A 22,111-nucleotide genomic window follows, 5' to 3' on the forward strand; every position below is an offset into this window, starting at 1 on the left:
TGCCGGAGCTTCCCCGGCGTCCTGCCCGAATCGTCCTGCGATCATAGCCGCCGGACGCCGGAGCGGACTCAGGCGGCGAGGAGGGCACGTAGCGCCTGGTCGAAGCGGATGGCGCGGTCGACCTCGACGGCCGTGTCGTATTCGGTTCCGCGGAGGGCGACGTGGAGCGGCCCGTCGACGTCGATGAACCCGATGCGACGGTCGCCGATGAACACCCCGAAGCGGTCGGCCGCGAGCTGTTCGACCCACGCTCGTCGGAGGTCGGGGGTCGGCCCGTCGGCGGAGTCCATGGAACGCCCTCTCTCGACGGATGCGGGATCGGGACGAGACATGTGGTTCACGATACCTCGACTGTCTAGCTATCTCCGCCGGGGTTCATCATGACAGCCGAGCGCGGCTTGGACAACTCCCCCAGCCGGCGCCGGTCGAGGCCCCCGAGGACATCGTTGCGAGATCGTGGCGCGATGGTGCGCGGATCTTCAGGAACCGTCCGTAGGATGCTGATCGTGGGGTGGAAGTGGCCGTGGGGACGCAAGCGCATCGTCGATGCGCCGGTCGATGCCGGGTCCGATCCCTACCTCCAGTACCTGGAGTGGGTGCGTCTGGGCAAGCCGTCGCTCGCCTCTCCCGACGATCCGCCGCTGACCTTCGACCCCCGGTTCGCACCGAGGCTCGCCTCCGACGCGGTCAACTCCTCTCGAGCTGACGGCGTCTGACCCACCAGGCCTGGAGCACCCCGGGCACCGCACAGCGCCCGACACCAGTGGTGCCGGGCGCTGCGATGGAGACTACGCGGTGGCCTGCTCCGTGGCCGCCTCACGACGCGGGAGCTTCCAGCCCGGGCGCACGAAGTGGCAGGTGTAGCCCCACGGGATGCGCTCCAGGTAGTCCTGGTGCTCGGGCTCGGCCTCCCAGAACTCGGACACCGGCTCGACCTCGGTGACGACCTTGGCCGGCCACAGCCCGGAGGCGTCGACATCGGCGATGGTGTCGCGTGCGACGCGCTCCTGCTCGGGCGAGGTGAAGAAGATCGCCGAACGGTAGCTCAGACCGACGTCGTTGCCCTGACGGTTCTTCGTCGACGGGTCGTGGATCTGGAAGAAGAACTCCAGGAGCTCACGGAAGGACAGCCGGCTCGGGTCGAACACGACCTCGAGCGCCTCCGCGTGGGTGCCGTGGTTCCGGTAGGTGGCGTTCGGGACGTCGCCGCCGCTGTAGCCGACACGCGTTGAGATGACGCCGGGCATCTTGCGGACGAGGTCTTCCATGCCCCAGAAACATCCGCCGGCCAGGACGGCGCGCTCGGTGGTCCTGCCCTGCTCGTCTGCTGCACTCATCGTGACTCCTCCTTCGTGCCGAGCACCGTGCGGGGTCCCCGCGTGCTCCGGTCTTCGGCTCCATGGTATGCAACAGCAGGTGCTTCCGGACTGTTCCGCGCGGGGGTTGCACTCAGGAGTCCCCCAGGTGCGCGGAGGCGGCCGTTCTCAGAGGTTCGCCTTGCGACGAAGCTGCTTGATCGATTCGTGGATCTCGGGGGCCAGCGCAACGGCGCCCGCGCGCTCCGACTGTTCGAGCGTGACGGCCTGGGCCTCGTCGGCCGCGGCGAACCAGGAGGCGATGGTCACCCCGTGGCCGGGCTGCCGGACGATCTCGATCGCGTCGCCCGCCTGCACCGTCCCGCTCTTGACGACTTTGAGGTAGGCACCGGGCCGGGCGGCGTCGGCGAAGCGCTTCACCCAGCGCGGCTCGCGGAGCCGGCGCTGGAACGTGCCGCACGGGGTGCGCGGGCACGTCACCTCGACGACGAGGGTGTCGCCGATGCGCCAGCGTTCGCCGATCTCGGCGCCGTTCACATCGAGCCCCTGCGTGCGGAGGTTCTCGCCGAACAGCCCGGGGGTGATCTCACGACCGAGCTCGCCCTCCCAGAACCGCGCGTCCTCCTCGGCGTAGGCGTAGAGCGCCTTGGTGAGGCCGCCGTGGTGCTTGCGGTCGGCCTGCACGTCGCCGTAGAGCCCCATGGGCCGGACGTGGAGCGGCTCCTCGACCGCGCGCTTGTCGATGGCGGTGACGCCGATCGACCCGTCGTCCATGTGCAGGGCTTCGACACGGCAGAGGGCGAGGAGTTCAGGCATGGGACCAGTCTGCCGTGTCCTCGCCACCGGCAGCGGCACGGCGCCCGGCAGACCTCAGGCGGACTCGCGCACGACGAGCGAGACGCCCACCGTCCGCCGGACCGTCGGCCCCGTCAGCGGGAGCGCGCCGGACATCATGCCGTCGAGCAGCTCCAGGCTCAGTCGGGCGAGGTCGCGCTTGTCGACGGCGACGCTCGTCAGCTCCGGGGTGACGAATCGACCGAGATCGAGGCCGTCGATGCCGATCACCGCGACGTCCTCCGGCACGCGGACCCCGGCGCGCGCGAACCCCTTGAGCACCCCGACCGCCATGACGTCGTTGAAGACGAGGACCGCGTCGACCTCGGGGAAGGCGTCGCGACAGCGGAGGGCCGCGGCGACACCGCCCTGGTGGGTGTCGTCCGCCCACGTCTCCGAGGCCTCCGACCAGGGCAGGTCGTGCTCCGCGAGGAACGCCCGGTAGGCGAGGCGGCGCCCGGACGGCTCGGCCGAGGCGTCGATCATCGCGATGGAGCGCCGACCGGTGGCTGTGAAGTGGGCGATGGCCTGACGGATGCCGTCGTCGAAGTCGATGTCGACGCCGGCCACCGGTGCCGCAGCCGATTCCCCCGCCGCAGCGTGATCGTCGTGCTCACGGGCGCGCTGGTCGCCGAGGGACACGAAGGGGATGGCCGCGAACGCCCCCTGCAGGGCTCCGTGGTCGGCGCCGTTGCGTCCGACGACCGCGTCGACCTGTCTCGCGAGTTCGGCAAGCTGCGCGCGTTCGGCGTCGGGGAGCTCCGGCCCTCGATCCGCCGCGGCCGATCGCTCACCCGAGGCGACGCCCGCTCCCCCGACCTCGGCGACCAACACGGTCCACCCGCGCTCGGCGGCCTGCTGCACGAGCGCCGCGGCGAGTTCCGGGTAGTAGGGGTTCCGCAGGTCGTCGACGACGAGACCGAGGGTCGTCGTGCGCCCGCTGACGAGATGCTGCGCAGCCCGGTTCGGTCGGTAGTTGAGTGACGCCGCGACCTCGATGACGCGCTGCCTGGTGGCCTCGCTGACGTCGCGCATGCCGTTGAGCGACCGGGTCACGGTCTGCCTGGAGACCCCGGCGACCCGGGCGACGTCGATGATCGTCGCTCGCGCGGGAGCCTGATCGTCGCGGGGTCTGGTCATGGACACATCGTACTGATACCATCGCCGTGAACGTTCACGGTAGCGTTCACGAGGACCACAGAACCGCCGATCAACGTCGAGGAGCATCACCACATGGAACACGTCGCCTGGGGAATCATCGGACCCGGAACCATCGCGGAGCGCTTCGCGACGCAACTGCGCGAGAGTCGCACTGGGCGCCTCGCGGCCGTCGCCAGTCGCGATGCCGCACGCGCGCAGGACTTCGGCGATCGCTTCGGCGACGGTACGGCACCCGTCCGCGCCTACGGCTCCGTCGCCGAGCTCCTGGCAGACCCGGACGTCGACGCCGTGTACATCGCGACCCCGCACACCGAGCACGTCCGGCTCGTCATCGAAGCCGCCGAGGCCGGCAAGCACATCATCAGCGAGAAGCCGCTCTCGGTGAACCGCGCCGGAGCGATGCTCGCCGTGGAGACCGCCCGCCGCGCCGGGGTCTACCTCGCCGAGGCGTTCATGTACCGCTTCCACCCGCAGACGGCCAAGCTCATCGAGCTGGTGTCCTCGGGCACCATCGGCGAGGTCCAGCACGTCGAAGCCTCCTTCGCCTTCGCCGCGGACCTGCCCGCCGACCACCGACTCATGAACCCGGACCTCGCCGGCGGCGGCATCCTCGACGTCGGCGGGTACCCCGTCTCGATCGCGCGCCTCATCGCCGGTGCCGCCGTTGGCGCACCCTTCGCCGACCCGACGGAGGTCACCGGCACCGGGACCATCGGTTCGACCGGCGTCGACGAGTGGGCCAGCGCGTCCCTCGTCTTCCCCTCCGGCATCACCGCGCACGTCACGAGCGGTGTCCGCGTGCAGGACGACAACCGTGTCGTCGTCACGGGGTCGGCCGGTCAGCTCATCGTCGCCGACCCGTGGCTGCCCTCCGTCGAGGACGGCTCGACGATCGAGGTCCGCACCGTCACGGGCACCGAGTCGATCCTGATCCCCGGAGCGCCCCAGTACGCCATCCAGGCCGACGCTCTCGCCGAGTTCGCCGATGCCGGACAGGCGCCGCAGATGCGCTGGGCCGACTCGATCGGCAACGCCGCCACCCTCGATCGCTGGCGCGCCGCGATCGGCCTCGAGTACCCCTTCGAGTCGATCGAAACGGACGTCCCGACCGGCTCCGGCCGCCCGCTCACCGTGCGTGCCGAACTGCCGATGCCCACCGGTCGGATCGCCGGCATCGACCACGACATCTCGCGACTGGTCATGGGCGTCGACAACCAGGAGACCCTGCCGCAGGCCTCCGCGATGTTCGACGACTTCTTCGAGCGCGGCGGTAACGCCTTCGACACCGCCTGGCTCTACGGCGACGGCCTCCAGGAGCAGCTCCTCGGGCGGTGGCTCGCGAACCGTGGCGTCCGCGACGACGTCGTCGTGATCGGGAAGGGTGCGCACACGCCGTTCTGCGATCCCGAGTCGATCTCACGTCAGCTGTTCGAGAGCCTCGAGCGGCTCGGAACCGACCACCTCGACCTGTACCTCATGCACCGAGACAACCCGGAGGTGCCGGTCGGCGAGTTCGTCGACGTGCTGAACGAGCACGCCGAGGCCGGCCGCATCCGCGCCTTCGGCGGGTCGAACTGGTCGATCGAGCGGTTCGAGGAGGCGAACGCGTACGCCGCAGCACACGGGAAGCGCGGCTTCGCGGCGCTGAGCAACCACTTCGGTCTCGCTCGGGCGCTCGACGTGCCGTGGGCGGGTTGCGTGGAGGTGACCGACCCGACCAGCCGCGCCTGGCTCGAGGAGACGAAGACGCCGTTGCTGCCGTGGTCGTCGCAGGCTCGCGGGTTCTTCACGGGCCGTGCCGAGCCCGAGGACCTGTCCGATCCCGACCTCGTGCGCTGCTACTACAGCGACGACAACTTCGAGCGCTTGGCCCGTGCCCGTCAGCTCGGTTCGGAGCTCGGTGTCGCGCCGACGGCGATCGCCCTGGCGTACGTGCTGGCGCAGGACTTCCCGACCTTCGCGCTCATCGGGCCGCGGTCGATCGAGGAGACCCGCTCGTCGACCGATGCCCTGTCCTTGCAGCTGACGCCGGAGCAGGTCGCCTGGCTCGACCTCCGCGTCTGAGCGGGTCCCTCGGGTGGTGCCAGCGCGGTGCGCTGACGCGAGCGCGGGTCTGTGGCGGGGCGCCAGCGCGGTGCGCTGACGTCACCGCGGTTCATGGGCGTGAGCGCGGGTCTCCAGAGACCCGCGCTCAGTCGTGCGGGACGCGCCCACGCCGAGTCACTCCATCTCACGTCAGCGCACCGCGCTGATCCGAGCGCGGGGTGCGGGGCGCGACCACGCGTGACCCGGCGCCAGCGCGGCGCGCTGGGCCTCACCGCGGGTCGTGGGCGTGAGCGCGGGTCTCCGGAGACCCGCGCCCACGCGTGTGGGGTGCGCTCACGCCGAGTCGCGACGTGTCACGTCAGCGCACCGCGCTGGCCCGACCAACCACCCGAGCGAGACCCGGCGGACGTCAGGTGAGGGGTTTGCGGGCTCGATCGCGCGCGAGGAGGACACCGAGCAGCAGGATCAGGATGAGGACGACCCCGCGCGCGAGGCCCTGCCAGTAGAAGGACAGGCCGATGAGGTTCATCCCGTTCGTCAGCAACGCGAAGATGAGCACTCCGACGAGCGTGCCGAAGAGGTTCGGCCGCCCGGTCCGGCTGAGCGTCGTCCCGATGAACACCGCACCGATCGAGTCGAGCACGTAGAGCTGCCCGCTGTTCGCGACGAAGCCGTTGCTCCGCGCCGCGAGGATCAGTCCGGCGATCGCCGCGATCCCCGCCGCGAAGACGAACGCGGTCGCCATCGACGTCCCCGCCATCCGTCCGGCGATCCGCGTGGCGGTCGGCTGCTCCCCGGCGGCCGTCAGCACGCGCCCCCAACGACTCCGCTCGAGCGCCGCCCACACGATGAGGAGGACGATCACGGCGATGACGATGGGCGCGGCCACCCCGAGCACCGATCCGGCGCCCAGCCACGCGAACTCGTCCGGCACACTGCTGCGCGACAGGTAGATGGGCGAGCCGCCGTCGGTCGCGACCTGCTGCACCCCGCCACCGATGAACCAGACGCTCAACGTGGCGAGGAACGGCCGGATGCGCAGCACGACGACGAGGAACGCGTTCACCGCACCCACGAGGAGGCCGACGACCAGTCCGCCGACGATCGCGACCCAGGCGACGTAGTCGTCCGCGAGGAGCGCCGAGGCGGTCAGCGCCGCGAGGTCGATGGCGACCCCGATCGACAGGTCGATGCCGCCGGCCCGCACGACGACCGTCATCGCCACCGCCGCCAGCAGGAGCAGGGCGTTCTGGTTGAGCACGCCAAGGAGGTTGTCGGCGGTCAGGAACGACGGCGACAGGATCGCGAACACGATGAGGAGGACGGCGAGCACGGTCGGGGCGAGGGCCTGCGGGACGGCCGCCCCGAGTCCGCTGACCGTCAGCGTGGAGAGCGGACCGCCGGCCCGCTTGTCCGAGCCGCTCCCCCGGCGCCCCTGGGTGTCGCTCCGCCGGCGCCCGCCGGTGGTGGTGGACGAGTCGGCGGCGGGCGTCGCATCCTCCCGGGTGTCGATGCTCATCGCTTGACGCTCCGTTCACGGATCGCGGCGACCGCGAGGACCAGCAGGATCAGCACACCCTTGGTGATGCCGATCCACTGGCTCGGGACGCCGAGCTGACTGAACCCGTTCGTGAGGATCGCGACGAACACCGCACTGAAGAGCGTGCCCGTGATCGTCACGACCAGACGACGGGAGAAGGCGATCGAGAGGAAGGTCGCGAGCAGGATGTCGATCAACGACTGCTCCCCGATCCCCGGGAGGGCAGCGGAGAGCCGGCTCGTCATCAGCACACCGGCGATGCCCGCGAGCACGGCGGCGAGCACGTAGCTGCCGACGAGATGGCGGTTCACGCTGATCCCGGCGACCCGCGCGGCGGTGGGGTTCTGACCGACGGCCGCGTTCCGCACACCCCAGCTGGTGCGACCGGTGGCGAAGGCGACGATCGCGAAGACGATCACCAGCACCACGACCGCGGCAGGGAGCCCGAGCACGTGACCGCTGCGCAGCCAGACGAGTCCACCGTCGGACACGGGCACCTTCACGTTGTCGGTGATGACGATCGTGAGACTCGTGACGATGCTCATCATGGCGAGCGTGACGAGCAACGGCCGGATCCCGGCGACCACGACGAGCCCGTTCACGAGTCCGATGAGCGCGGTGGCACCGAGCCCGAGGAGCAGGGCGAGCGGTAGGCCGAGCTGGGCCTGCAGCAGGACCGCGACGAGTGCACCGGAGAAGCCCAGGACGGCGCCGATCGAGAGGTCGATGCCGCCACGCACGACATCCTCGCCACCCGTCACGACGACGACGGACAAGCCGAAGGCGGCGATGGCGTAGACCGCGGACTGGGTGAGGATCGTCGCGAGGTTCGCGGGATCGAGGAAGCCGGGCGACGCGACGGCGAAGACGACGATCTCGATCACGACGATCGCGTAGCCGATCAGCCCCAGCCGGGACACCGGTCGGCGCTTCGTCGTGGACTCCGCGGCCGCCGAGGGGGCGGCGGGCGGTGCGGACAGGGCGGTCATGCGGAGGCTCCTCGGGTGGGCGATGCTGCGTTCCGGGAGGTGGTCGAGTGCCCTTCGACAGGCTCAGGGACCGGGGTCGACTCAGGGACCGGGGTCGACTCAGGGACCGGGGTCGACTCAGGGACCGGAGTGGGCTCGGGAGCGTCGGAGACCGGGGCGAGCTCGGCGACGCCCGTCGACCACGCGAGGATCGTGTCGGCGGTCGCCTGCGCCCGCTGGAGTTCGGTACGGATCGTGCCGCGGTACAGCACGAGCACGCGGTCGGCGAGTCCGATGAGTTCCTCGAGGTCGACGCTCACGAGCAACACGCCGGCCCCCTGGGCGACGAGCGCGTCGATCTCCGCATAGATCTGCTGGCGCGAGCCGATGTCGACCCCGGAGGTGGGCTGATCGAGCACGAACACCGTCGATCCGGCGGCCAGCCAGCGACCGAGGACGACCTTCTGCTGGTTGCCGCCGGACAGACTGCCGGCGACGGCGGCGTCGTTCGCCGGTCGGATGTCGAGACGGTCGACGAGGTCGGCGGCGATCGCGCGCTCGCGTCGACCGCGCAGGATGCCTCCGAGGCCCGTGATGCGGTCGAGCGCGGCGAGCGTCAGGTTCTCCCGCACGGACTGCCGGTTGAGGATGCCGTCGCGGTGGCGGTTCGCCGGCACGTAGGCGCCGCCGGCACGGACGAAGGCGCGCGGCGAGCGGATCGTGCCGGCGGCGCCGAGGCGCACCGTTCCGCCGTGGGCGCGGAGGCCGACGACGGCGTCGGCGAGCTCCTCGAGCCCCGAGCCGACGAGCCCGGTGACCCCGACGATCTCGCCGGGCCGAACCGTGATCGAGACGCCGTGGAGGCGGTCCGGCACCATCAGCGCGTCGATCGCGAGGACCGGCTCGCTCCCGGCGTCCGCCGCGACGCGTTCCCCGTCGCCGAACTCCGCGACACTCCGGCCGACCATGAGCTGCACGATGGCGTCGAGCGTCGCGTCGGGTTCGGCGAGATCGAGCGCACCGACGCGTTCGCCGTTGCGGAGGACGACGACACGGGACGCGATGTCGCGCACCTCCTGGAGGTAGTGGGAGATGTAGATGACGGCGACGCCCTCGGCCTGCAACGCGCGGACGGTGCGGAACAAGCGCTCCACGTCCCCCGCGGCGAGCGGGGCCGTGGGCTCGTCGAGCACGAGGATGCGCGGGCGCGTGATCGTCGCGATCGCCAGCTGCAGGAGTTGCTGCTCGGCCACGCTGAGTTCGTCGACGAGGGTGCTGCCCGGGACGTCGAGTCCGACGAGGTCGAGGAGCTCCTGCTCCGCCCGGCGGTCGAGCTGCCGGCCGGTGAGGAACGCGGTGCGCGAGCCGAGGAACAGCTGCTCGGCGACGGTGAGTCGTCCGGCGAGGTGGCGGTCCTGGTGGATGACCCGGATGCCGAGGCGTTCGGCGTCGCCGGGGTTCCGGATGACGGCGGGTTCGCCGTCGATCTCGATGGATCCCTCGCTCGCCGTGTAGAGCCCGGTGAGGATCTTGATGAGCGTCGACTTGCCGGCGCCGTTCTCGCCGACGAGGGCGACGACCTCTCCCGGCAGCACCTCGAGGTCGACGTCGTGCAGCACGCGGACGCCGCCGAAGTCCTTCGCGATGCCCCGCATGGTCACCGCCGGCGCGGGTGAGCCGGAAGCAGCCGCGCCGGGTCGACCGTCCAGCGTGCGCTGGGCGGTCGACTCGTCGGTCGAGGTGCGGTCCGTCATTCCAGGCCGAGCCGCTTGCGCTCGTCGGCGACGTTCGCCTTGTCGATGAACACGGCGTCGAGATAGGTGCTCAGTGGCACCTCGTCCTGCTGTCCACCGAGGTACCGGGCGACGTTGTCCGCGCTCGTGGTGCCGAACAGGGTCGGCTGCTGCGCCACGGTGAACTGGTAGACCGAGGCGGGGTCCTCGATGAGGTCGAGCGCACCGGGCTCGGCGTCGACGCCGTACACCTTGATCTCGTTGCGACCCGCTGCGTCGATGGCCTGCGCGGCGCCGATCGCGGGGAGGTCCCAGCACGACCAGACGGCCGAGATCTCACCCTTGGGGTAGCGGGTCAGGGCGTCGTTCGTCTTCTGCTTGGCGTCCTCGATGGTGCCCTCGTAGACGTCCTGCAGCTCGGGCTCGATGACCTCGATGTTCGGGTAGTTCTTCAGCACCAGCTTGAACTCGTCGTAGCGGATCTGGCAGGGGGTGACGTCGTAGAAGCCGTTGAAGACGAGCACCTTGCCCTTCCCGCCGATGTCCTCGGCGAGCGTGCGGGCGAGCGTGGAACCGATCTGCCAGTTGTCGGAACCGATGTTGTTCACCGAGTTCTCGCTGGCGTGGTCGATGGTGAAGACGGGGATGTCGGCGTCCTTCGCCTGCTGCAGCGCCGGCGCGAGCGTCGTGGCGTCGCCGAGGATGACGACGATCGCGTCGACCTTCTGCGAGACGAGGTTCTCGACGTTGGCGAGGTGCTTGTCGTCCTGCGCGTCGGCCTGGGTCGCGACCACCTTCGCGCCGAGCTCCTCCAAGCGGTCCTGGACGCCCTGGTAGGTGAGGCGACCGAAGTCGCGCACGACGTCCTTCGCGGCCACGCCGACGGTCTTGCCCTCGAGCGAGGGGACGTCGGCGTCGGACGCCGCGGCGCTGGCGGCGGGTCCGCTCGTCGACCCGCCGGACGAGGACTGCTTCAACGAACAGCCGGTGGCGAGACCGGCCACGACGGCCAGCGAGATGATGGACAGCGCGAGGCGCGATCGACGACGCATGGGGACTCCAGAGGACGGTGGGGCGCGGGACGGTGCGGGGGGAGGGGGTGGGTCGGGGCCGCCGTCCGCTGTCGGTGCGGTGGTGACCTGCACCGGGACGTCGGGGTTGCAGTAACAGTAGGGACGGACGGGGAGGGCCGCGAGAGGGCGCTCAACCTGACGTAACACAACGCCTGGCGGGGACCAGCAGCGGGGCCCGCCCAACCGAAACGTCGGATGTATCATGGCGCGAGGCGGTGCGACCGACGACCGCCGCGCATGAGCAGGGGGTCTCCATGGCAGTCACCGACGAAGCGATCGCGAGGATCCAGGCGATGATCGTCTCGGGCGATCTCAAGCCGGGCCAACGGCTCCCGCCGGAGAAGGAACTCAGTGAGACGCTCGGGTTGTCGCGCAGCTCACTCCGCGAGGCCGTGAAGGCGCTGGAACTCATCCGCGTGCTCGATGTGCGTCGCGGCGACGGCACCTACGTCACGACGCTCGAACCGAGCCTGCTGCACGAGGCGATGTCGTTCGTCATCGACATGCACGCCGACGGCTCCCTCATCGAGATGTTCGAGGTGCGCCGGATCCTCGAACCGTCCGCGTCGGTCATGGCGATCCAGCACCTCGACGACGCGAAGATCGCCGAACTGCGCAGCATGGTGGACGAGGTGGACGAGTCGACCACGGTCGAGGACCTCGTCGCGCACGATCTCCAGTTCCACGCCCGCGTGATCGAGCTGAGCGGCAACGCCTACCTTGCGAGCCTGCTCGCCGCCCTCGGCAGCAAGACGGTCCGCGCCCGCATCTGGCGCGGCCTGACCGAGGAGAAGGCCGTCGCCCGAACGCTGCAGGAGCACCACGCGATCGTCGACGCCCTCGAGCGACGCGACATCGAACTCACCCGGGCCCTGGTGACGGTGCACGTGAGCGGCGTGGAGAGCTGGCTCCGCCGCTCGATGTGACCGAGGCCCGCGACCCGGGGCGGGTAGCGTGTGGGCATGGACGGCACGATCGACACCCGAGCGCTCATCGACCCCATCGACGGCGAGGCCATGGCGAAGGCGCCCGCATACCACCGCACGCCGTCCGCGCGGCTGTTCATCGGCCTGATCGCGGGCGTCATCGTGGTCGCCGTCGCCTGCCTCGTCCTGTTGGGGATGCTGTCGTCTTCCTCACGAGGCGGCTCCGGCCCGACGCCGCTGCTCGGGATCGGACTCCTCGCGGCCGCCGCCGTCGCGGTCGTCGCAGTCCTCTCCTGGCGCACGAGACGCATCAAGCGCTTCCGCCTCTCCCAGTTCGCCGCAGCCAACGGGATGACGTACACCTCCGACCTCAGCTACCCGCCGTTCCCCGGCATGATCTTCGGGATCGGATCGTCGCGGCAGGCCACCGACGTGCTGCGGGGCGGTCGTCCCCGCCCCGTGGAGTTCGGCAACTACCGGTACACGGTCCGCCACGGGAAGAGTTCGACGACGCACCACTGGGGGTACGTCGCGGTGAAGCTCGACGTGCCGCTGCCGAACATCGTGCTCGACGCGATCGGCAACAACGGCTTCGGCTCGAACCTCCCGGCGGCGTTCCAGCGTGCCCAGCGGCTGTCCCTCGAAGGCGACTTCGACCAGCACTTCACGCTCTACTGCCCTGCGGGCTACGAACGCGATGCCCTGTACCTGTTCACGCCGGACATCATGGCGCGGTTCATCGACCATGCCGCCGAGCTCGACGTCGAGATCATCGACGACTGGATGTTCCTGTACACGAAACGGGAGGTGTCGACGCTCGATCCCGACACCTGGGCCTGGCTGTTCAGCGTCGTCGACGCGCTGATGACGAAGTTGGACCAGTGGGCGCGGTGGCGAGACGACCGCCTCCTGCCGCCGTCACCAGGAGCGCTGGAGCAGCCGCCGGCATCGCGTGCTCGGAGCGGTTCCCCCGCGCTCGGACTCCTCAAGCCGCCGCCGGGGGTCGCTCCGTCCGGCCGCAGGTTGCGACGATCCGGCACGTGGATCCCGGTCGCCTTCGTCGTCGGAACGGTCATCGTCTGGATCGTCATGCGCATGAACTGACCCCCTGGTCCGCGCGCATGTCGAGGACGTCTGGTGATCGACAGACGAGGACGGAACAGCCCGGTTGCTGGGATGGCTGGGTGACCGACACCGGTCACTCGTCAGAAAGGACCATCCCATGCGCAGATCAGCCGCCCTCGGCTTCGCCGTCCCCGTCCTCGCCCTCATGCTGGGGCTCACCGCCTGCTCCGGGACGTCGGACGCGCCGTCCGGCGGTGGTGGGTCGCCGTCGACCGCCGACGCCTACGCCCAGGCGTTCGACGACTACACGATCTCCCTCGCGGGTTGCCTGCGCGACCACGGGGTCGACGTCACGGACCCGGAACCCGGCACGGCGACACGACCGACGGCAGCGACGCGATGAACCAGGCCTACGACGCCTGCACCACCGAACTCGGCACACCGCCAGTGAACCCCGATCAGCCCAGCAGGGCGGAGATCTCCGACGAACTGCGACTTCGCGCCCAGTGCCTGCGCGACCAGGGCTTCGACGTCCCCGACCCCGACGCGGACGGCGCCTGGGACCTGCCGGAGGACCTGTTCGACGAGGCCAGGGCCTGCGCCGTGCAGTGACGACCGCTCCGACCGGAACGGCCGACCGATCCGTTGATCGGTCGGCCGTCTCGTCGTTCCGGGGTCAGGCGTCGTCCGGCTCGGGAGCGTGCACGGCGGGCAGCAGCACGGTCACCTCGAGCCCGCCGGCAGGCAGCGGCGCGAGGCGCAGCGAACCTCCGTGCAGCTCGACGATCCGCGCACCGAGCGTCAGCCCGAGCCCGTTGCCCCGGTCGGCCCCGGCGGCGCGCGCGATCCTCGCGTCGTGGCGATCGAACGGCTCGACGAACCGAGCGACCTCGTCGTCGCCGAGGAGCGGTCCTGAGTTGCTGACGACCACGACCGCGCGGCCAGCCGCGGACGGGTCGGCGTGCGGATCCCCGCCCACCCACACCGAGACCCATCCGCCCGGACCGCTGTTGTACCGCACGGCGTTCGACAGCAGGTTCGTCAGCAGCTGCTGGAGGAGCACGCGATTGCCGAGCACGGCGGTGCTCCTGAGGGTCGAGGAGATCGTGACGCCGGCGTGGGCGACGTCCGGTGCGACGAGCTGCGACGCGTCGCGGGCCACCGCCGCCAGGTCGACGGGCGAGGTCACGAGCGGTCGGCGGTCGAGCTGGTTCAGCTGCAGCAGGGCTTCCACGATCGCGATCCCCCGCTCGTTCGTCTCGTGCAGTCGGCGGAGCGCGCGGTCGACGTCACGGCCCTCCGGGTCGGCCTGCGCCACCTCGATGAGCATCTTCATCGTCGCGAGCGGCGTACGCAGCTCGTGCGAGGCGTTGGCCGCGAAGCGCTTCTGCGTGAGGAACGACTGCTCCAGGCGCGCGAGCATGTCGTCGAAGCGGTCGGCGAGCTCACGGAACTCGTCGCGCGGACCCGTCATCGCGATGCGGTGGTCGAGCGAGCCCGCCGCGGCAGCCCGCACTGCGTCGTTGAGATCGCGCAGTGGTCGCAGGACCCGACCGGCGACGATCCAGCCGACACCGGTGCCGATCACGGCCATCGCGATGAGCGCGAGCATCGAGTAGTTGATGAGCGAATCACGGATCTCGCCACGGGTGATGCCGGACAACTGCTCCGGATCGCCGGCTGGCGCGATCGGGTAGTCGGGGAAGCGCCAGATGATGACGTTGATGACGATCAGTGCGACGAGACCCGTGACGACGGTGAAGGCGGCATACGTCGCAGTGAGCTTGACTCGGGCCGTGATGCGTGCCGGTCGGGACGAGACCGGGCGAGCTGGCGAATCGGTGGTCATTCGCCGTCCGCCCTCGTGAGCTCGTCCTCGCCCGGCGGGAGCACCCGGTACCCGACGCCCGGCACAGTATGGATGACCCACGGCTCGCCGAGGACCTTCCGCAGCGTCGACATCGTCACCCGCACGGCGTTCGTGAACGGGTCCGCGTGCTCGTCCCAGGCCCGTTCGAGCAGGTCTTCAGCACTCACGACACCCCCTCTGGCCGCGAGGAGGATCTCCAGCACGGCGAACTGCTTCTTCGCCAGGCGCACGTAGCGCCCGTCGCGGTACACCTCGCGGCGGAACGGGTCGAGCCGCACCCCGGCGTACTCGAGCACCGGCGGCAGGGAAGCGGCCGGCCGGCGAGCCAGCGAGCGCAGCCGGAGTACGAGCTCGCGCAGCTCGAAGGGTTTCGTCAGGTAGTCGTCGGCGCCGATCTCGAACCCGCTCTCCTTGTCGTCGAGCTCGGCGGCGGCGGTGAGCATGAGCACGCGGCAGGGCAGCTCCCGCGCGACGATCCAGCGGCAGACGTCGTCGCCGTGCGTGCCGGGGAGGTCTCGGTCGAGGACGACGACGTCGTAGGTGTTGACCGCGAGCCGTTCGAGCGCGGCGTCGCCGTCGAACACGAGGTCGGCGGCGAGCCCCTCGTGCTGCAGCCCCTCGAGGATGCTCTCGGCCAGGTACTGCTCGTCCTCGGCGATCAAGACACGCATGGAACCTCCGGTCGTCTGGGCGTGTGTCGATCGTAGGCGGCCGGATGTTTCGGAACCGTCTGGCGATCGCCCGACGCCCACGAGACCCCCGGGCGGCTGGACTGGGACCACGATCATCGGACGTCGACCCGCGACGATCCGTGGAGGAGGAACCATGCGACACCACGACCTCGACCGGCGGCGACAGCAGGCGACGCGACAGCCTGCGCCCGCCCGGCGCACCTCGAACCGGGCCGTCATCGTCCTCGCGGTCTCCGCCGTCGCCCTCGCCGCCGCGATCGCCCTGGTCGCGTGCTCCGGTGTCGCGCCCGCGATCACGCGTGCGATCACGTCCTCGGCCGGGCAGCCCGATCCGGACGACGGCGCTGGAAGCATGACCGACGGCCGGTTCGGGACTGCCGACGGCGTGCTCGACGAGAACCGCTTCACGGTGGACGACGTCGAGCTGCCCGGCATCGCGAACCTCGACCCGGACCTCCTCGAGGCCGTCCGTCAGGCGACCGAAGCCGCTGCCGACGACGACATCACGCTGTTCATCAGCTCGGGATGGCGGAGCACGGCCTACCAGCAGCATCTGCTCGACGAGGCGATCCTGCGGTACGGCAGCGAGGAGGCGGCACGGCAGGTCGTCGCCACCCCCGAAGGTTCCTCGCACACTCGCGGAGCCGCCGTCGACATCGGTGCGACCGACGCCGACTACTGGCTCATTGAGCACGGTTCCGCGTTCGGCCTCTGCCAGACCTACGCGAACGAGATCTGGCACTTCGAACTGGCGACCACCCCGGGCGGCGAATGCCCGGAGCTCCTCCCCGACGCCGGCTGAGCCTTCGTCAGGCCGGCCGGTCCAGCGACTCGGCGCGAGGCTCCGCGGGCACCGGCGCCAATCGGCTGACGAACTCGTCCACCCGGATCCGGAGGTCGCGGAACGCCTCGTCGAACGCCTCATCGGTGGCCGACAGGGCGGGGTCTGGGACGGACCAGTGCAGGTCGTCGTGCCCGGCGAGTTCCTCGTGCGCCCGGTTGCAGACGGTGATGATGAAGTCGTCCGGCTGGAGCACGTCCTGCGTCCCGCGCGGGTGCTGCGAACCGATCCGGACGCCGTGTCGCGCTGCCGCCCGCACTGCTCCCGGGTTCACCTCGTCGGCGGGGCGGCTGCCCGCCGAGGCGACGGGCACCGTGCTGCGGTCCAGCCACAGCGCCTCGGCCATCCGGGACCGCGCGGAGTTGGCCGTGCAGACGAAGACCACGCGGCTCGGGACGCTGATCGGTTCCGGTGCAAGGCGGTCGAAGGCGCCGGGGACGAGGCGGACGTAGTTGCGACGCCCGTCGGATTCCGAGCGCGACCGCGACAGGATCCCCGCCTTCTGCAGGACGCTCAGGTGATGGGCGACCAGGTTCGAGCTCATCCCGAGCACCGCCTGGATCTCTGTCGGCGACAGGTCGCCGAGCGCGAGGAGGTCCACGATGCGCAGGCGGGCTGGCTCGGCGAGCGCAGCGAACTTCGACGCCCTTACCGCCAGCGACTCCACCGACACAACCCCCGTTGACTCAACCACGATTGACTCAATAATAGGCTGAGGTACCCGTCGGTCACGCTCGAGCACACCCGCTCGACGCCCGGGTCACCTGGAGAAGGAGCTTGTCATGGGTATCGGAACCGGAATCGCCCTGATCGTCATCGGAGCCATTCTCGCCTTCGCCGTCGACGTCGACGTCCCCGCCGTGGACCTCACGCTCATCGGGTACATCCTCATGGCGGCCGGCGCCGTCGTGTTCCTCATCTCGCTCGTCCTCGTGCTGCGTCACCGCCAGGTGTCGTCTACGACGCGTTCCGCCGTCGACCCGAGCAGCGGCGAGCGCGTGACCCGCCGGAGCACCACCGACAACGACGGTCCCGTCCTCTGAGGACCGGGCGGACCGCAGCACCCATGGCCGAACCAGGCGTCGACGACCCGCGCACCGGCGACCTCCTCGACGGACGCTATCGCCTCGGAGGACGCATCGGTGCCGGTGGGATGGCGACCGTCCATCTGGCGACCGACGAGACGCTCGGACGCCAGGTCGCGGTGAAACTGTTCCGCCCCGGCACGACCGACGCGTCACTCGGGGCGCGGACCGCCTCGGAGACGCGTCTGCTCGCGTCGCTCAACCATCACGCCCTCGTCACCCTCTTCGACGCACGCGTCACCTCCGGCGACGGCTCCTACCTCGTCATGGAGTACGTCGACGGGCCGACGCTGTCGCAACGCATCAGCCGGTCGCCGCTGCCCGCTCATGAGGTCGCTGCGATGGCGGTCGATCTCGCGGAGGCGCTGCACACGGTCCACGCGGCCAGGGTCGTCCACCGCGACATCAAGCCGTCGAACGTGTTGTTGCGCCGATCGGTCCTCCCGCATCAGGAGTATCGGGCGAAGCTCGCCGACTTCGGCATCGCCCACCTCATCGACAGCACCCGCATGACCGCGCCCGGCTCCCTGATGGGCACCGTCGCCTACCTCAGCCCCGAGCTCGTCCGCGGCGCCGATCCGGCCACGCCCGCCGACGTGTACGCCCTCGGACTCGTCCTGCTCGAAGCCCTGACGGGCCGCCGCGCCTACCCGCAGACCAGCACCCACGAATCCCTCATGGCGCGCCTGAACGCGTCGCCGACGATCCCCGGTGCGCTCGGGTACCAGTGGAAGTCCCTGCTGACGGCGATGACCGCGTCGGATCCGGCCGCGCGCCCGACGGCACTCGAGGTCGCCATGGCCGCGCGCGACCTCGGCCCGCTGCTCGACCAGGCGACGGACCCGGCGACCGCGACGATGGCGATGTCGGCCGGGTCGGCGTCGCCGACGGACGCGACCACTCCTGCCACCGCGATGGCGTTGGCCCCGACGGCGACGACGGAACGGTTCGACGCGCCGGCCCCGACGGCGACGACGGAGCGGTTCGACGCGCCGGGCCCGCCCGTCGATCCCACACTGGTGCTCCCGATCGGGCCGCGCGGCGGTGAAGGGCTCGCCACGACGACCGTGCTCGATGACTCCCCACGCTCGACACATCGGGTCGACGAGCGCGCTCGACGCGCCGCCGTCGAGCGGCGTTCGCGAACGATCCGGGTCTGGGTGCTCCTCGGCGTGATCCTGCTCGTGGCGGCTGTCGCCCTCGTGTGGTTCCTCGTCTCGTCGGCGCAACCCTCCGTGCCGGCCCTGCCTGAGCTGCCGGATCCGCTGTCGACGCACCTGGACGAGCTGATGCGGGAGGTGACCCCGTGACGCGGCCGGGGAACCGCGCTCGGGTGCTGTTCGCAGCTCCCCTGCTCGTCGTGGCGCTGCTCGGCGGTTGCGCGTCGCCGGACGCCGGACTCGAGGCGGACACCGGTCGGGAGCTGCAACAGGGGGTCGTCCTGGTCGCCGATGCCGCCGCAGCCGGCGACATCACCGGTGCCATCGCGGCGTTGGACGCCCTCGAGGCGCGGCTGGCCGAGGCGGAGGCGGACGGTTCCGTCTCCGCGAGTCGGCTGACGGACATCCGCGCGGCCATCGCCGCCGTCAGGGCCGACCTCTCCCCCGTCGTCGAGACGCCCACGCCCACCCCGCAGCCCAGTTCGGTCGAACCGGCGGAGCCTGTCGCTCCGGTGGACGACGGCGCGGACGAGCCTGGAGACGACGACGACAAGGGGAACGGCGACGGGAACGACGGCGACAAGGGTGACAACGGCAAGAACGGTGACAAGGGCAACAACGGCAAGGGCAACGGGAACGGCAAGAAGGACAAATGAGACGACGAGGCATGTCAGCAGCGGCAGCGGACGACGAGCCCGGCACCGGGCCGGACGATGAACAGTCGGCGAAACGCGACCGCCGGGATAGCGACGGGGTGTCGACCGTGCAGCACAGCGTCGTCGTCGACCTCCCCATCGCCGCCGTCTACAAGCAGTGGGTCGACTTCGAGTCGTACCCGGAGTTCCTGCCGGCGGTGCGCGAGGTGACGACGACCGGCGAGGTCTACAGTCGCTGGACCGTCGCGATCAGCAAACTCTCGCGGCAGTTCCTCGTCGAGATCCTGGAGCAGCTTCCCGAGGAGCGTCTGGTCTGGCGCACCATCGAGGGCGACGTCTGGTTCAGTGGTGACGCCGCGTTCGAGGCGGTCGACAAGCAGCACACCCGCGTGGACGTCACGGTGCACTGGAAGCCGGTGACCGCGGTGGAGCGGACCGCGGCGGCGCTCGGGCTCGCCGGGCGGGCCGTCCGCGGGACGCTCGAGGCGTTCAAGACCTACATCGAGTCGACCGGGGGCCCCTCGGGTCACTCCCGGATCAAGGTCGTCTCCCCGAAGGGCTAGCCGTCCGCCGCACGACAGACGGCCCCGGGACCTGAGGTGCCGGGGCCGTCGTCATCCGACCGGTTGCGGCTATCGCTCGCGCGGCTCGGAGGCGGTGGTCGTCGACACCGAACCGTCGGCACCGCTCGACCGGTCCGTCGTCGTACCGCCGGCGGCGGACGCCGTCACCTTGCCGCGGGCTGCCGCTTCGAGGGACTCCGCCTCTTCGCCGCCGAGCGCCTCGCCGCGGGCGACGAGCCCGGCGACGTCGGAGAGCGGGATCTGCTTGAGCAACAGCGAGAGCAGGAACGCGGCACCGATGAACGGCAGCAGGTACCAGAACACCGGGGCGAGCGCGTCGGCGTACGCGGTCACGACACCGTCGCGGACGCCGGGCGGGAGCTGGCTGAGCGTCTGCGGGTCGATCGTCGACGCCGCGCTGGACGCCTCATCGGGGCTCGCCCCTGAACCGGCGAAGACGTCCCGCAGGTTCGAGGTCAGGCGCGTGGTGAAGATCGTGCCGAACACGGCGACCCCGAGCGATGCCCCGACCTCGCGGAAGTAGTTGTTCGTGCTCGTCGCCGTTCCGACCATCGACGCGTCCACCGAGTTCTGCGCCACGAGGACGACGACCTGCATGATCAGGCCGAGGCCGGCGCCGAAGAAGAACAGGAACACGCAGATGAGCCAGATCGGGGTGTCGGCCGTGAGCGTCGTGAAGGCGATCATGGACGCCGCCGTGACGAGCGTGCCGATGACCGGGAACATGCGGTAGCGACCGGTCTTGGTGATCAGGTTGCCGGACACGATCGACGTGCCGATGAGGCCGACCATCATCGGGATCATGAGCAGGCCGGACGCGGCTGCCGACGTGCCGGACGACATCTGGAGGAAGGTCGGAACGAAGCCGATCGCTGAGAACATGCCGAGCCCGAGGGTGAGGCCGATCGCGGTCGCGTTGATGAACGTCGGGTTCTTGAACAGCGACAGCGGGATGATCGGGTCCTTCGCGCGCGCCTCGGTGATGACGAAGAGCAGGGCGGCGACGAGCATGCCGATGCCGAACAACCAGGTCTCGATCGCACCCCACCCATGAGCCTCGTCGCCGCCGAAGTCGGTGAAGAAGATCAGGCAGGTGGTGAAGGCCGAGAGGAAGATCACGCCGAGGATGTCGATCGGGGCCGTGGCCTTCTTGTTCGGCAGCTTCAGCGTGAAGAACGCGATCGCGAAGGCGGCGATGCCGACCGGGATGTTGATGTAGAACGCCCACTGCCACGTGAGGTGGTCGACGAAGAAGCCGCCGAGGAGCGGGCCGCCCACGGCGGAGAGACCGAAGACAGCGCCGAGTGGACCGAGGTACTTGCCGCGCTCGGAGGCCGGGACGATGTCGGCGATGATCGCCTGCGACAGGATCATGAGCCCGCCGCCGCCGAGACCCTGGACGGCACGCCAGACGATGAGCTGGGTGAAGTCGCCGGCGAAGGCGCACCCGACGGACGCGATGGTGAACAGCGCGATCGCGACGAGGAACAGCCGACGACGGCCGAGGACGTCGCCGAACTTGCCGTACACGGGCATGACGACGGTGGTGGCCAGCAGGTAGGCGGTGGTGAGCCAGACCTGGTGGTCGACGCCACCCAGCTGTCCGACGATCGTCGGCATGGCGGTGGAGACGATCGTCTGGTCGAGGCTGGAGAGCAGCATGCCCGCGATGAGGGCGGCGAAGATGATCCAGATGCGGCGCTTGGTGAGCAGCATCGGGCCCTCGGTGGGCGCAGCGGTGGCGGCGGTCACGGGAGGTCCTTTCGGGGAGTGGGGTTGGTGTGGGGGTTCTGGGGGGTGTCTGTGTCGCCGTCGCCCTCGGCAGGCTCGAGTACGGCGCGATACGTCGCGAGGCAGTCGCGGATGGAGCCGACGATGTCGAACTCCCCGCCCTCGCCGAGGTCGGGGACGCCGCTGCCGAAGACACGCGCCATGGTCGTCTTGATCGCCATCCCGAAGAGATCGGCGCAGGCACGGGCACGCGGGTCGTCCGTCGGAACGCCTTCCCGCAGGGCGATGAGCTCGACGAGCATCTGCTCGCGCTCGCGGTTCAGGCCCATGAAGCGGACCAACAGCTTCGGTTCGCGCTCGAGGGCGGCGTGGAAGTCGACGTGCTCGGCGAGGCCGAACCCGGACCGCTCCGCATGGGAGGCCGCCATGAGCATGAAGTCGTCGAGCACGGCGCGCCACCCTCGCGAACCGAGGGCGAGGAACTCGGTGGCGAACCGCTCGCTCTCCTCCGACTCGTCGATGCCGAGGACCGCGTCCTCCTTGCTCGGGAAGTAGTTGAAGAAGGTGCGGCGGGAGACGCCGACCTCCTCGCAGAGTTCCTCGATGGTGAAGCCGTTGAGGCCCTGGGCCGCAGTGAGCCGTCGAGACACCGTCGTCAGGCGTGTGGCGGTCGCGGCCATCCGCTCGGACAGCCGATTCGTCGAAGTTGCACTCTGCATCACGAAGTGCAGTATTGCACTCTCTATTCCAGGGTGCAAGTCGACCCGATCGAGCCCACGACGAGCCCGCAGCGAGCCCGCAACGAAGCCCGCAGCGTCGCTCACTAGAGT

The 22,111-nt window shown here is 70.3% G+C and carries 24 protein-coding genes; 11 read left to right on the forward strand and 13 right to left on the reverse strand.

The annotated features are described in order from the left end of the window. Positions 1 to 68: 68 nt before the first annotated feature. Positions 69 to 290 carry a hypothetical protein gene (locus tag ITJ57_RS16830; RefSeq protein WP_194671150.1) on the reverse strand — a complete coding sequence of 74 codons (222 nt, stop codon included), beginning with the start codon at positions 288 to 290 and terminating at the stop codon, positions 69 to 71. A gap of 207 nt (positions 291 to 497) precedes the next feature. Here ITJ57_RS16830 and ITJ57_RS16835 point away from each other — a divergent pair, with 207 nt between their 5' ends. Further along, positions 498 to 716: a hypothetical protein gene (locus ITJ57_RS16835; RefSeq protein WP_194671151.1), complete on the forward strand. Its 219-nt coding sequence runs from the start codon at positions 498 to 500 to the stop codon at positions 714 to 716. A 72-nt stretch (positions 717 to 788) separates the two neighbouring features. On the opposite strand, the gene msrA is transcribed toward ITJ57_RS16835, so the two are convergent. The 3 genes from msrA to ITJ57_RS16850 form a co-directional block, all read right to left on the reverse strand. Then, positions 789 to 1,337, reverse strand: coding sequence for a peptide-methionine (S)-S-oxide reductase MsrA (gene msrA / locus ITJ57_RS16840; RefSeq protein WP_194671152.1), 549 nt, complete (start codon positions 1,335 to 1,337; stop codon positions 789 to 791). Between the two features lie 147 nt (positions 1,338 to 1,484). After that, a complete protein-coding gene (locus ITJ57_RS16845; RefSeq protein ID WP_194671153.1) occupies positions 1,485 to 2,132 on the reverse strand; it encodes an MOSC domain-containing protein in 648 nt (215 codons plus the stop codon). Positions 2,133 to 2,186: 54 nt separating this feature from the next. Next, the gene (locus ITJ57_RS16850; RefSeq protein ID WP_194671154.1) at positions 2,187 to 3,290 is read right to left on the reverse strand and encodes a LacI family DNA-binding transcriptional regulator; all 1,104 of its coding nucleotides are present in this window, start codon (positions 3,288 to 3,290) and stop codon (positions 2,187 to 2,189) included. Between the two features lie 93 nt (positions 3,291 to 3,383). Here ITJ57_RS16850 and ITJ57_RS16855 point away from each other — a divergent pair, with 93 nt between their 5' ends. Further along, entirely contained in the window at positions 3,384 to 5,375 is a 1,992-nt protein-coding gene (locus ITJ57_RS16855) for an aldo/keto reductase (protein ID WP_194671155.1), read from the forward strand. A gap of 391 nt (positions 5,376 to 5,766) precedes the next feature. Here ITJ57_RS16855 and ITJ57_RS16860 read toward each other — a convergent pair whose 3' ends face one another. From ITJ57_RS16860 to ITJ57_RS16875, 4 genes are read right to left on the reverse strand one after another with little or no spacing between them, the layout of a single operon-like run. Beyond that, positions 5,767 to 6,876, reverse strand: coding sequence for an ABC transporter permease (locus tag ITJ57_RS16860; RefSeq protein WP_194671156.1), 1,110 nt, complete (start codon positions 6,874 to 6,876; stop codon positions 5,767 to 5,769). Continuing rightward, entirely contained in the window at positions 6,873 to 7,886 is a 1,014-nt protein-coding gene (locus tag ITJ57_RS16865) for an ABC transporter permease (protein WP_194671157.1), read from the reverse strand. The genes ITJ57_RS16860 and ITJ57_RS16865 overlap by 4 nt, the downstream gene beginning before the upstream one ends. Then, positions 7,883 to 9,619: an ATP-binding cassette domain-containing protein gene (locus ITJ57_RS16870; protein ID WP_194671158.1), complete on the reverse strand. Its 1,737-nt coding sequence runs from the start codon at positions 9,617 to 9,619 to the stop codon at positions 7,883 to 7,885. The genes ITJ57_RS16865 and ITJ57_RS16870 overlap by 4 nt, the downstream gene beginning before the upstream one ends. Further along, on the reverse strand, positions 9,616 to 10,650 hold the full coding sequence (locus tag ITJ57_RS16875) for a sugar ABC transporter substrate-binding protein (protein ID WP_194671159.1): 1,035 nt from the start codon (positions 10,648 to 10,650) through the stop codon (positions 9,616 to 9,618). The genes ITJ57_RS16870 and ITJ57_RS16875 overlap by 4 nt, the downstream gene beginning before the upstream one ends. Positions 10,651 to 10,925: 275 nt before the next feature. On the opposite strand from ITJ57_RS16875, the gene ITJ57_RS16880 reads away from it, so the two are divergent. The 4 genes from ITJ57_RS16880 (at position 10,926) to ITJ57_RS16895 (ending at position 13,274) form a co-directional block, all read left to right on the forward strand. Continuing rightward, a complete protein-coding gene (locus ITJ57_RS16880; protein ID WP_194671160.1) occupies positions 10,926 to 11,597 on the forward strand; it encodes a FadR/GntR family transcriptional regulator in 672 nt (223 codons plus the stop codon). A 36-nt stretch (positions 11,598 to 11,633) separates the two neighbouring features. Continuing rightward, complete coding sequence (locus ITJ57_RS16885; RefSeq protein ID WP_194671161.1) at positions 11,634 to 12,701, forward strand: hypothetical protein; 1,068 nt, start codon at positions 11,634 to 11,636, stop codon at positions 12,699 to 12,701. Between the two features lie 118 nt (positions 12,702 to 12,819). Beyond that, a complete protein-coding gene (locus ITJ57_RS16890) occupies positions 12,820 to 13,065 on the forward strand; it encodes a hypothetical protein (RefSeq protein WP_194671162.1) in 246 nt (81 codons plus the stop codon). Continuing rightward, a complete protein-coding gene (locus tag ITJ57_RS16895; protein ID WP_194671163.1) occupies positions 13,062 to 13,274 on the forward strand; it encodes a hypothetical protein in 213 nt (70 codons plus the stop codon). The genes ITJ57_RS16890 and ITJ57_RS16895 overlap by 4 nt, the downstream gene beginning before the upstream one ends. 64 nt (positions 13,275 to 13,338) lie before the next feature. On the opposite strand, the gene ITJ57_RS16900 is transcribed toward ITJ57_RS16895, so the two are convergent. Continuing rightward, positions 13,339 to 14,511 carry a HAMP domain-containing sensor histidine kinase gene (locus ITJ57_RS16900; RefSeq protein ID WP_194671164.1) on the reverse strand — a complete coding sequence of 391 codons (1,173 nt, stop codon included), beginning with the start codon at positions 14,509 to 14,511 and terminating at the stop codon, positions 13,339 to 13,341. Next, the gene (locus ITJ57_RS16905; protein WP_194671165.1) at positions 14,508 to 15,203 is read right to left on the reverse strand and encodes a response regulator transcription factor; all 696 of its coding nucleotides are present in this window, start codon (positions 15,201 to 15,203) and stop codon (positions 14,508 to 14,510) included. Before ITJ57_RS16905 ends, ITJ57_RS16900 begins: the two co-directional genes overlap by 4 nt. A gap of 154 nt (positions 15,204 to 15,357) precedes the next feature. Between ITJ57_RS16905 and ITJ57_RS16910 the strand changes: the two genes are divergently transcribed. Continuing rightward, positions 15,358 to 16,026, forward strand: a complete 669-nt coding sequence (locus tag ITJ57_RS16910) for a M15 family metallopeptidase (RefSeq protein ID WP_194671166.1) — start codon at positions 15,358 to 15,360, stop codon at positions 16,024 to 16,026. A 7-nt stretch (positions 16,027 to 16,033) separates the two neighbouring features. On the opposite strand, the gene ITJ57_RS16915 is transcribed toward ITJ57_RS16910, so the two are convergent. Further along, positions 16,034 to 16,759 (reverse strand): metalloregulator ArsR/SmtB family transcription factor, encoded by a 726-nt coding sequence (locus ITJ57_RS16915; RefSeq protein ID WP_370582470.1) that lies wholly within the window; start codon positions 16,757 to 16,759, stop codon positions 16,034 to 16,036. 88 nt (positions 16,760 to 16,847) lie between these two features. Between ITJ57_RS16915 and ITJ57_RS16920 the strand changes: the two genes are divergently transcribed. Genes ITJ57_RS16920 through ITJ57_RS16935 form a run of 4 tightly spaced genes read left to right on the forward strand, consistent with a single transcriptional unit; the run spans position 16,848 to position 19,529 of the window. Further along, on the forward strand, positions 16,848 to 17,108 hold the full coding sequence (locus ITJ57_RS16920) for a DUF6458 family protein (RefSeq protein ID WP_194671167.1): 261 nt from the start codon (positions 16,848 to 16,850) through the stop codon (positions 17,106 to 17,108). Positions 17,109 to 17,131: 23 nt separating this feature from the next. Further along, positions 17,132 to 18,460 (forward strand): serine/threonine-protein kinase, encoded by a 1,329-nt coding sequence (locus ITJ57_RS16925; RefSeq protein WP_194671168.1) that lies wholly within the window; start codon positions 17,132 to 17,134, stop codon positions 18,458 to 18,460. Next, a complete protein-coding gene (locus tag ITJ57_RS16930; protein ID WP_194671169.1) occupies positions 18,457 to 18,966 on the forward strand; it encodes a hypothetical protein in 510 nt (169 codons plus the stop codon). The genes ITJ57_RS16925 and ITJ57_RS16930 overlap by 4 nt, the downstream gene beginning before the upstream one ends. Positions 18,967 to 18,977: 11 nt before the next feature. Continuing rightward, on the forward strand, positions 18,978 to 19,529 hold the full coding sequence (locus tag ITJ57_RS16935) for an SRPBCC family protein (RefSeq protein WP_194671170.1): 552 nt from the start codon (positions 18,978 to 18,980) through the stop codon (positions 19,527 to 19,529). A gap of 69 nt (positions 19,530 to 19,598) precedes the next feature. On the opposite strand, the gene ITJ57_RS16940 is transcribed toward ITJ57_RS16935, so the two are convergent. Beyond that, entirely contained in the window at positions 19,599 to 21,266 is a 1,668-nt protein-coding gene (locus ITJ57_RS16940) for an MDR family MFS transporter (protein ID WP_194671521.1), read from the reverse strand. Positions 21,267 to 21,298: 32 nt separating this feature from the next. Continuing rightward, a complete protein-coding gene (locus tag ITJ57_RS16945; RefSeq protein ID WP_194671171.1) occupies positions 21,299 to 22,000 on the reverse strand; it encodes a TetR/AcrR family transcriptional regulator in 702 nt (233 codons plus the stop codon). Positions 22,001 to 22,111: the final 111 nt, after the last annotated feature.

It is taken from the genome of Plantibacter sp. VKM Ac-2880 (assembly GCF_015351235.1).
GTDB lineage: Bacteria > Actinomycetota > Actinomycetes > Actinomycetales > Microbacteriaceae > Plantibacter.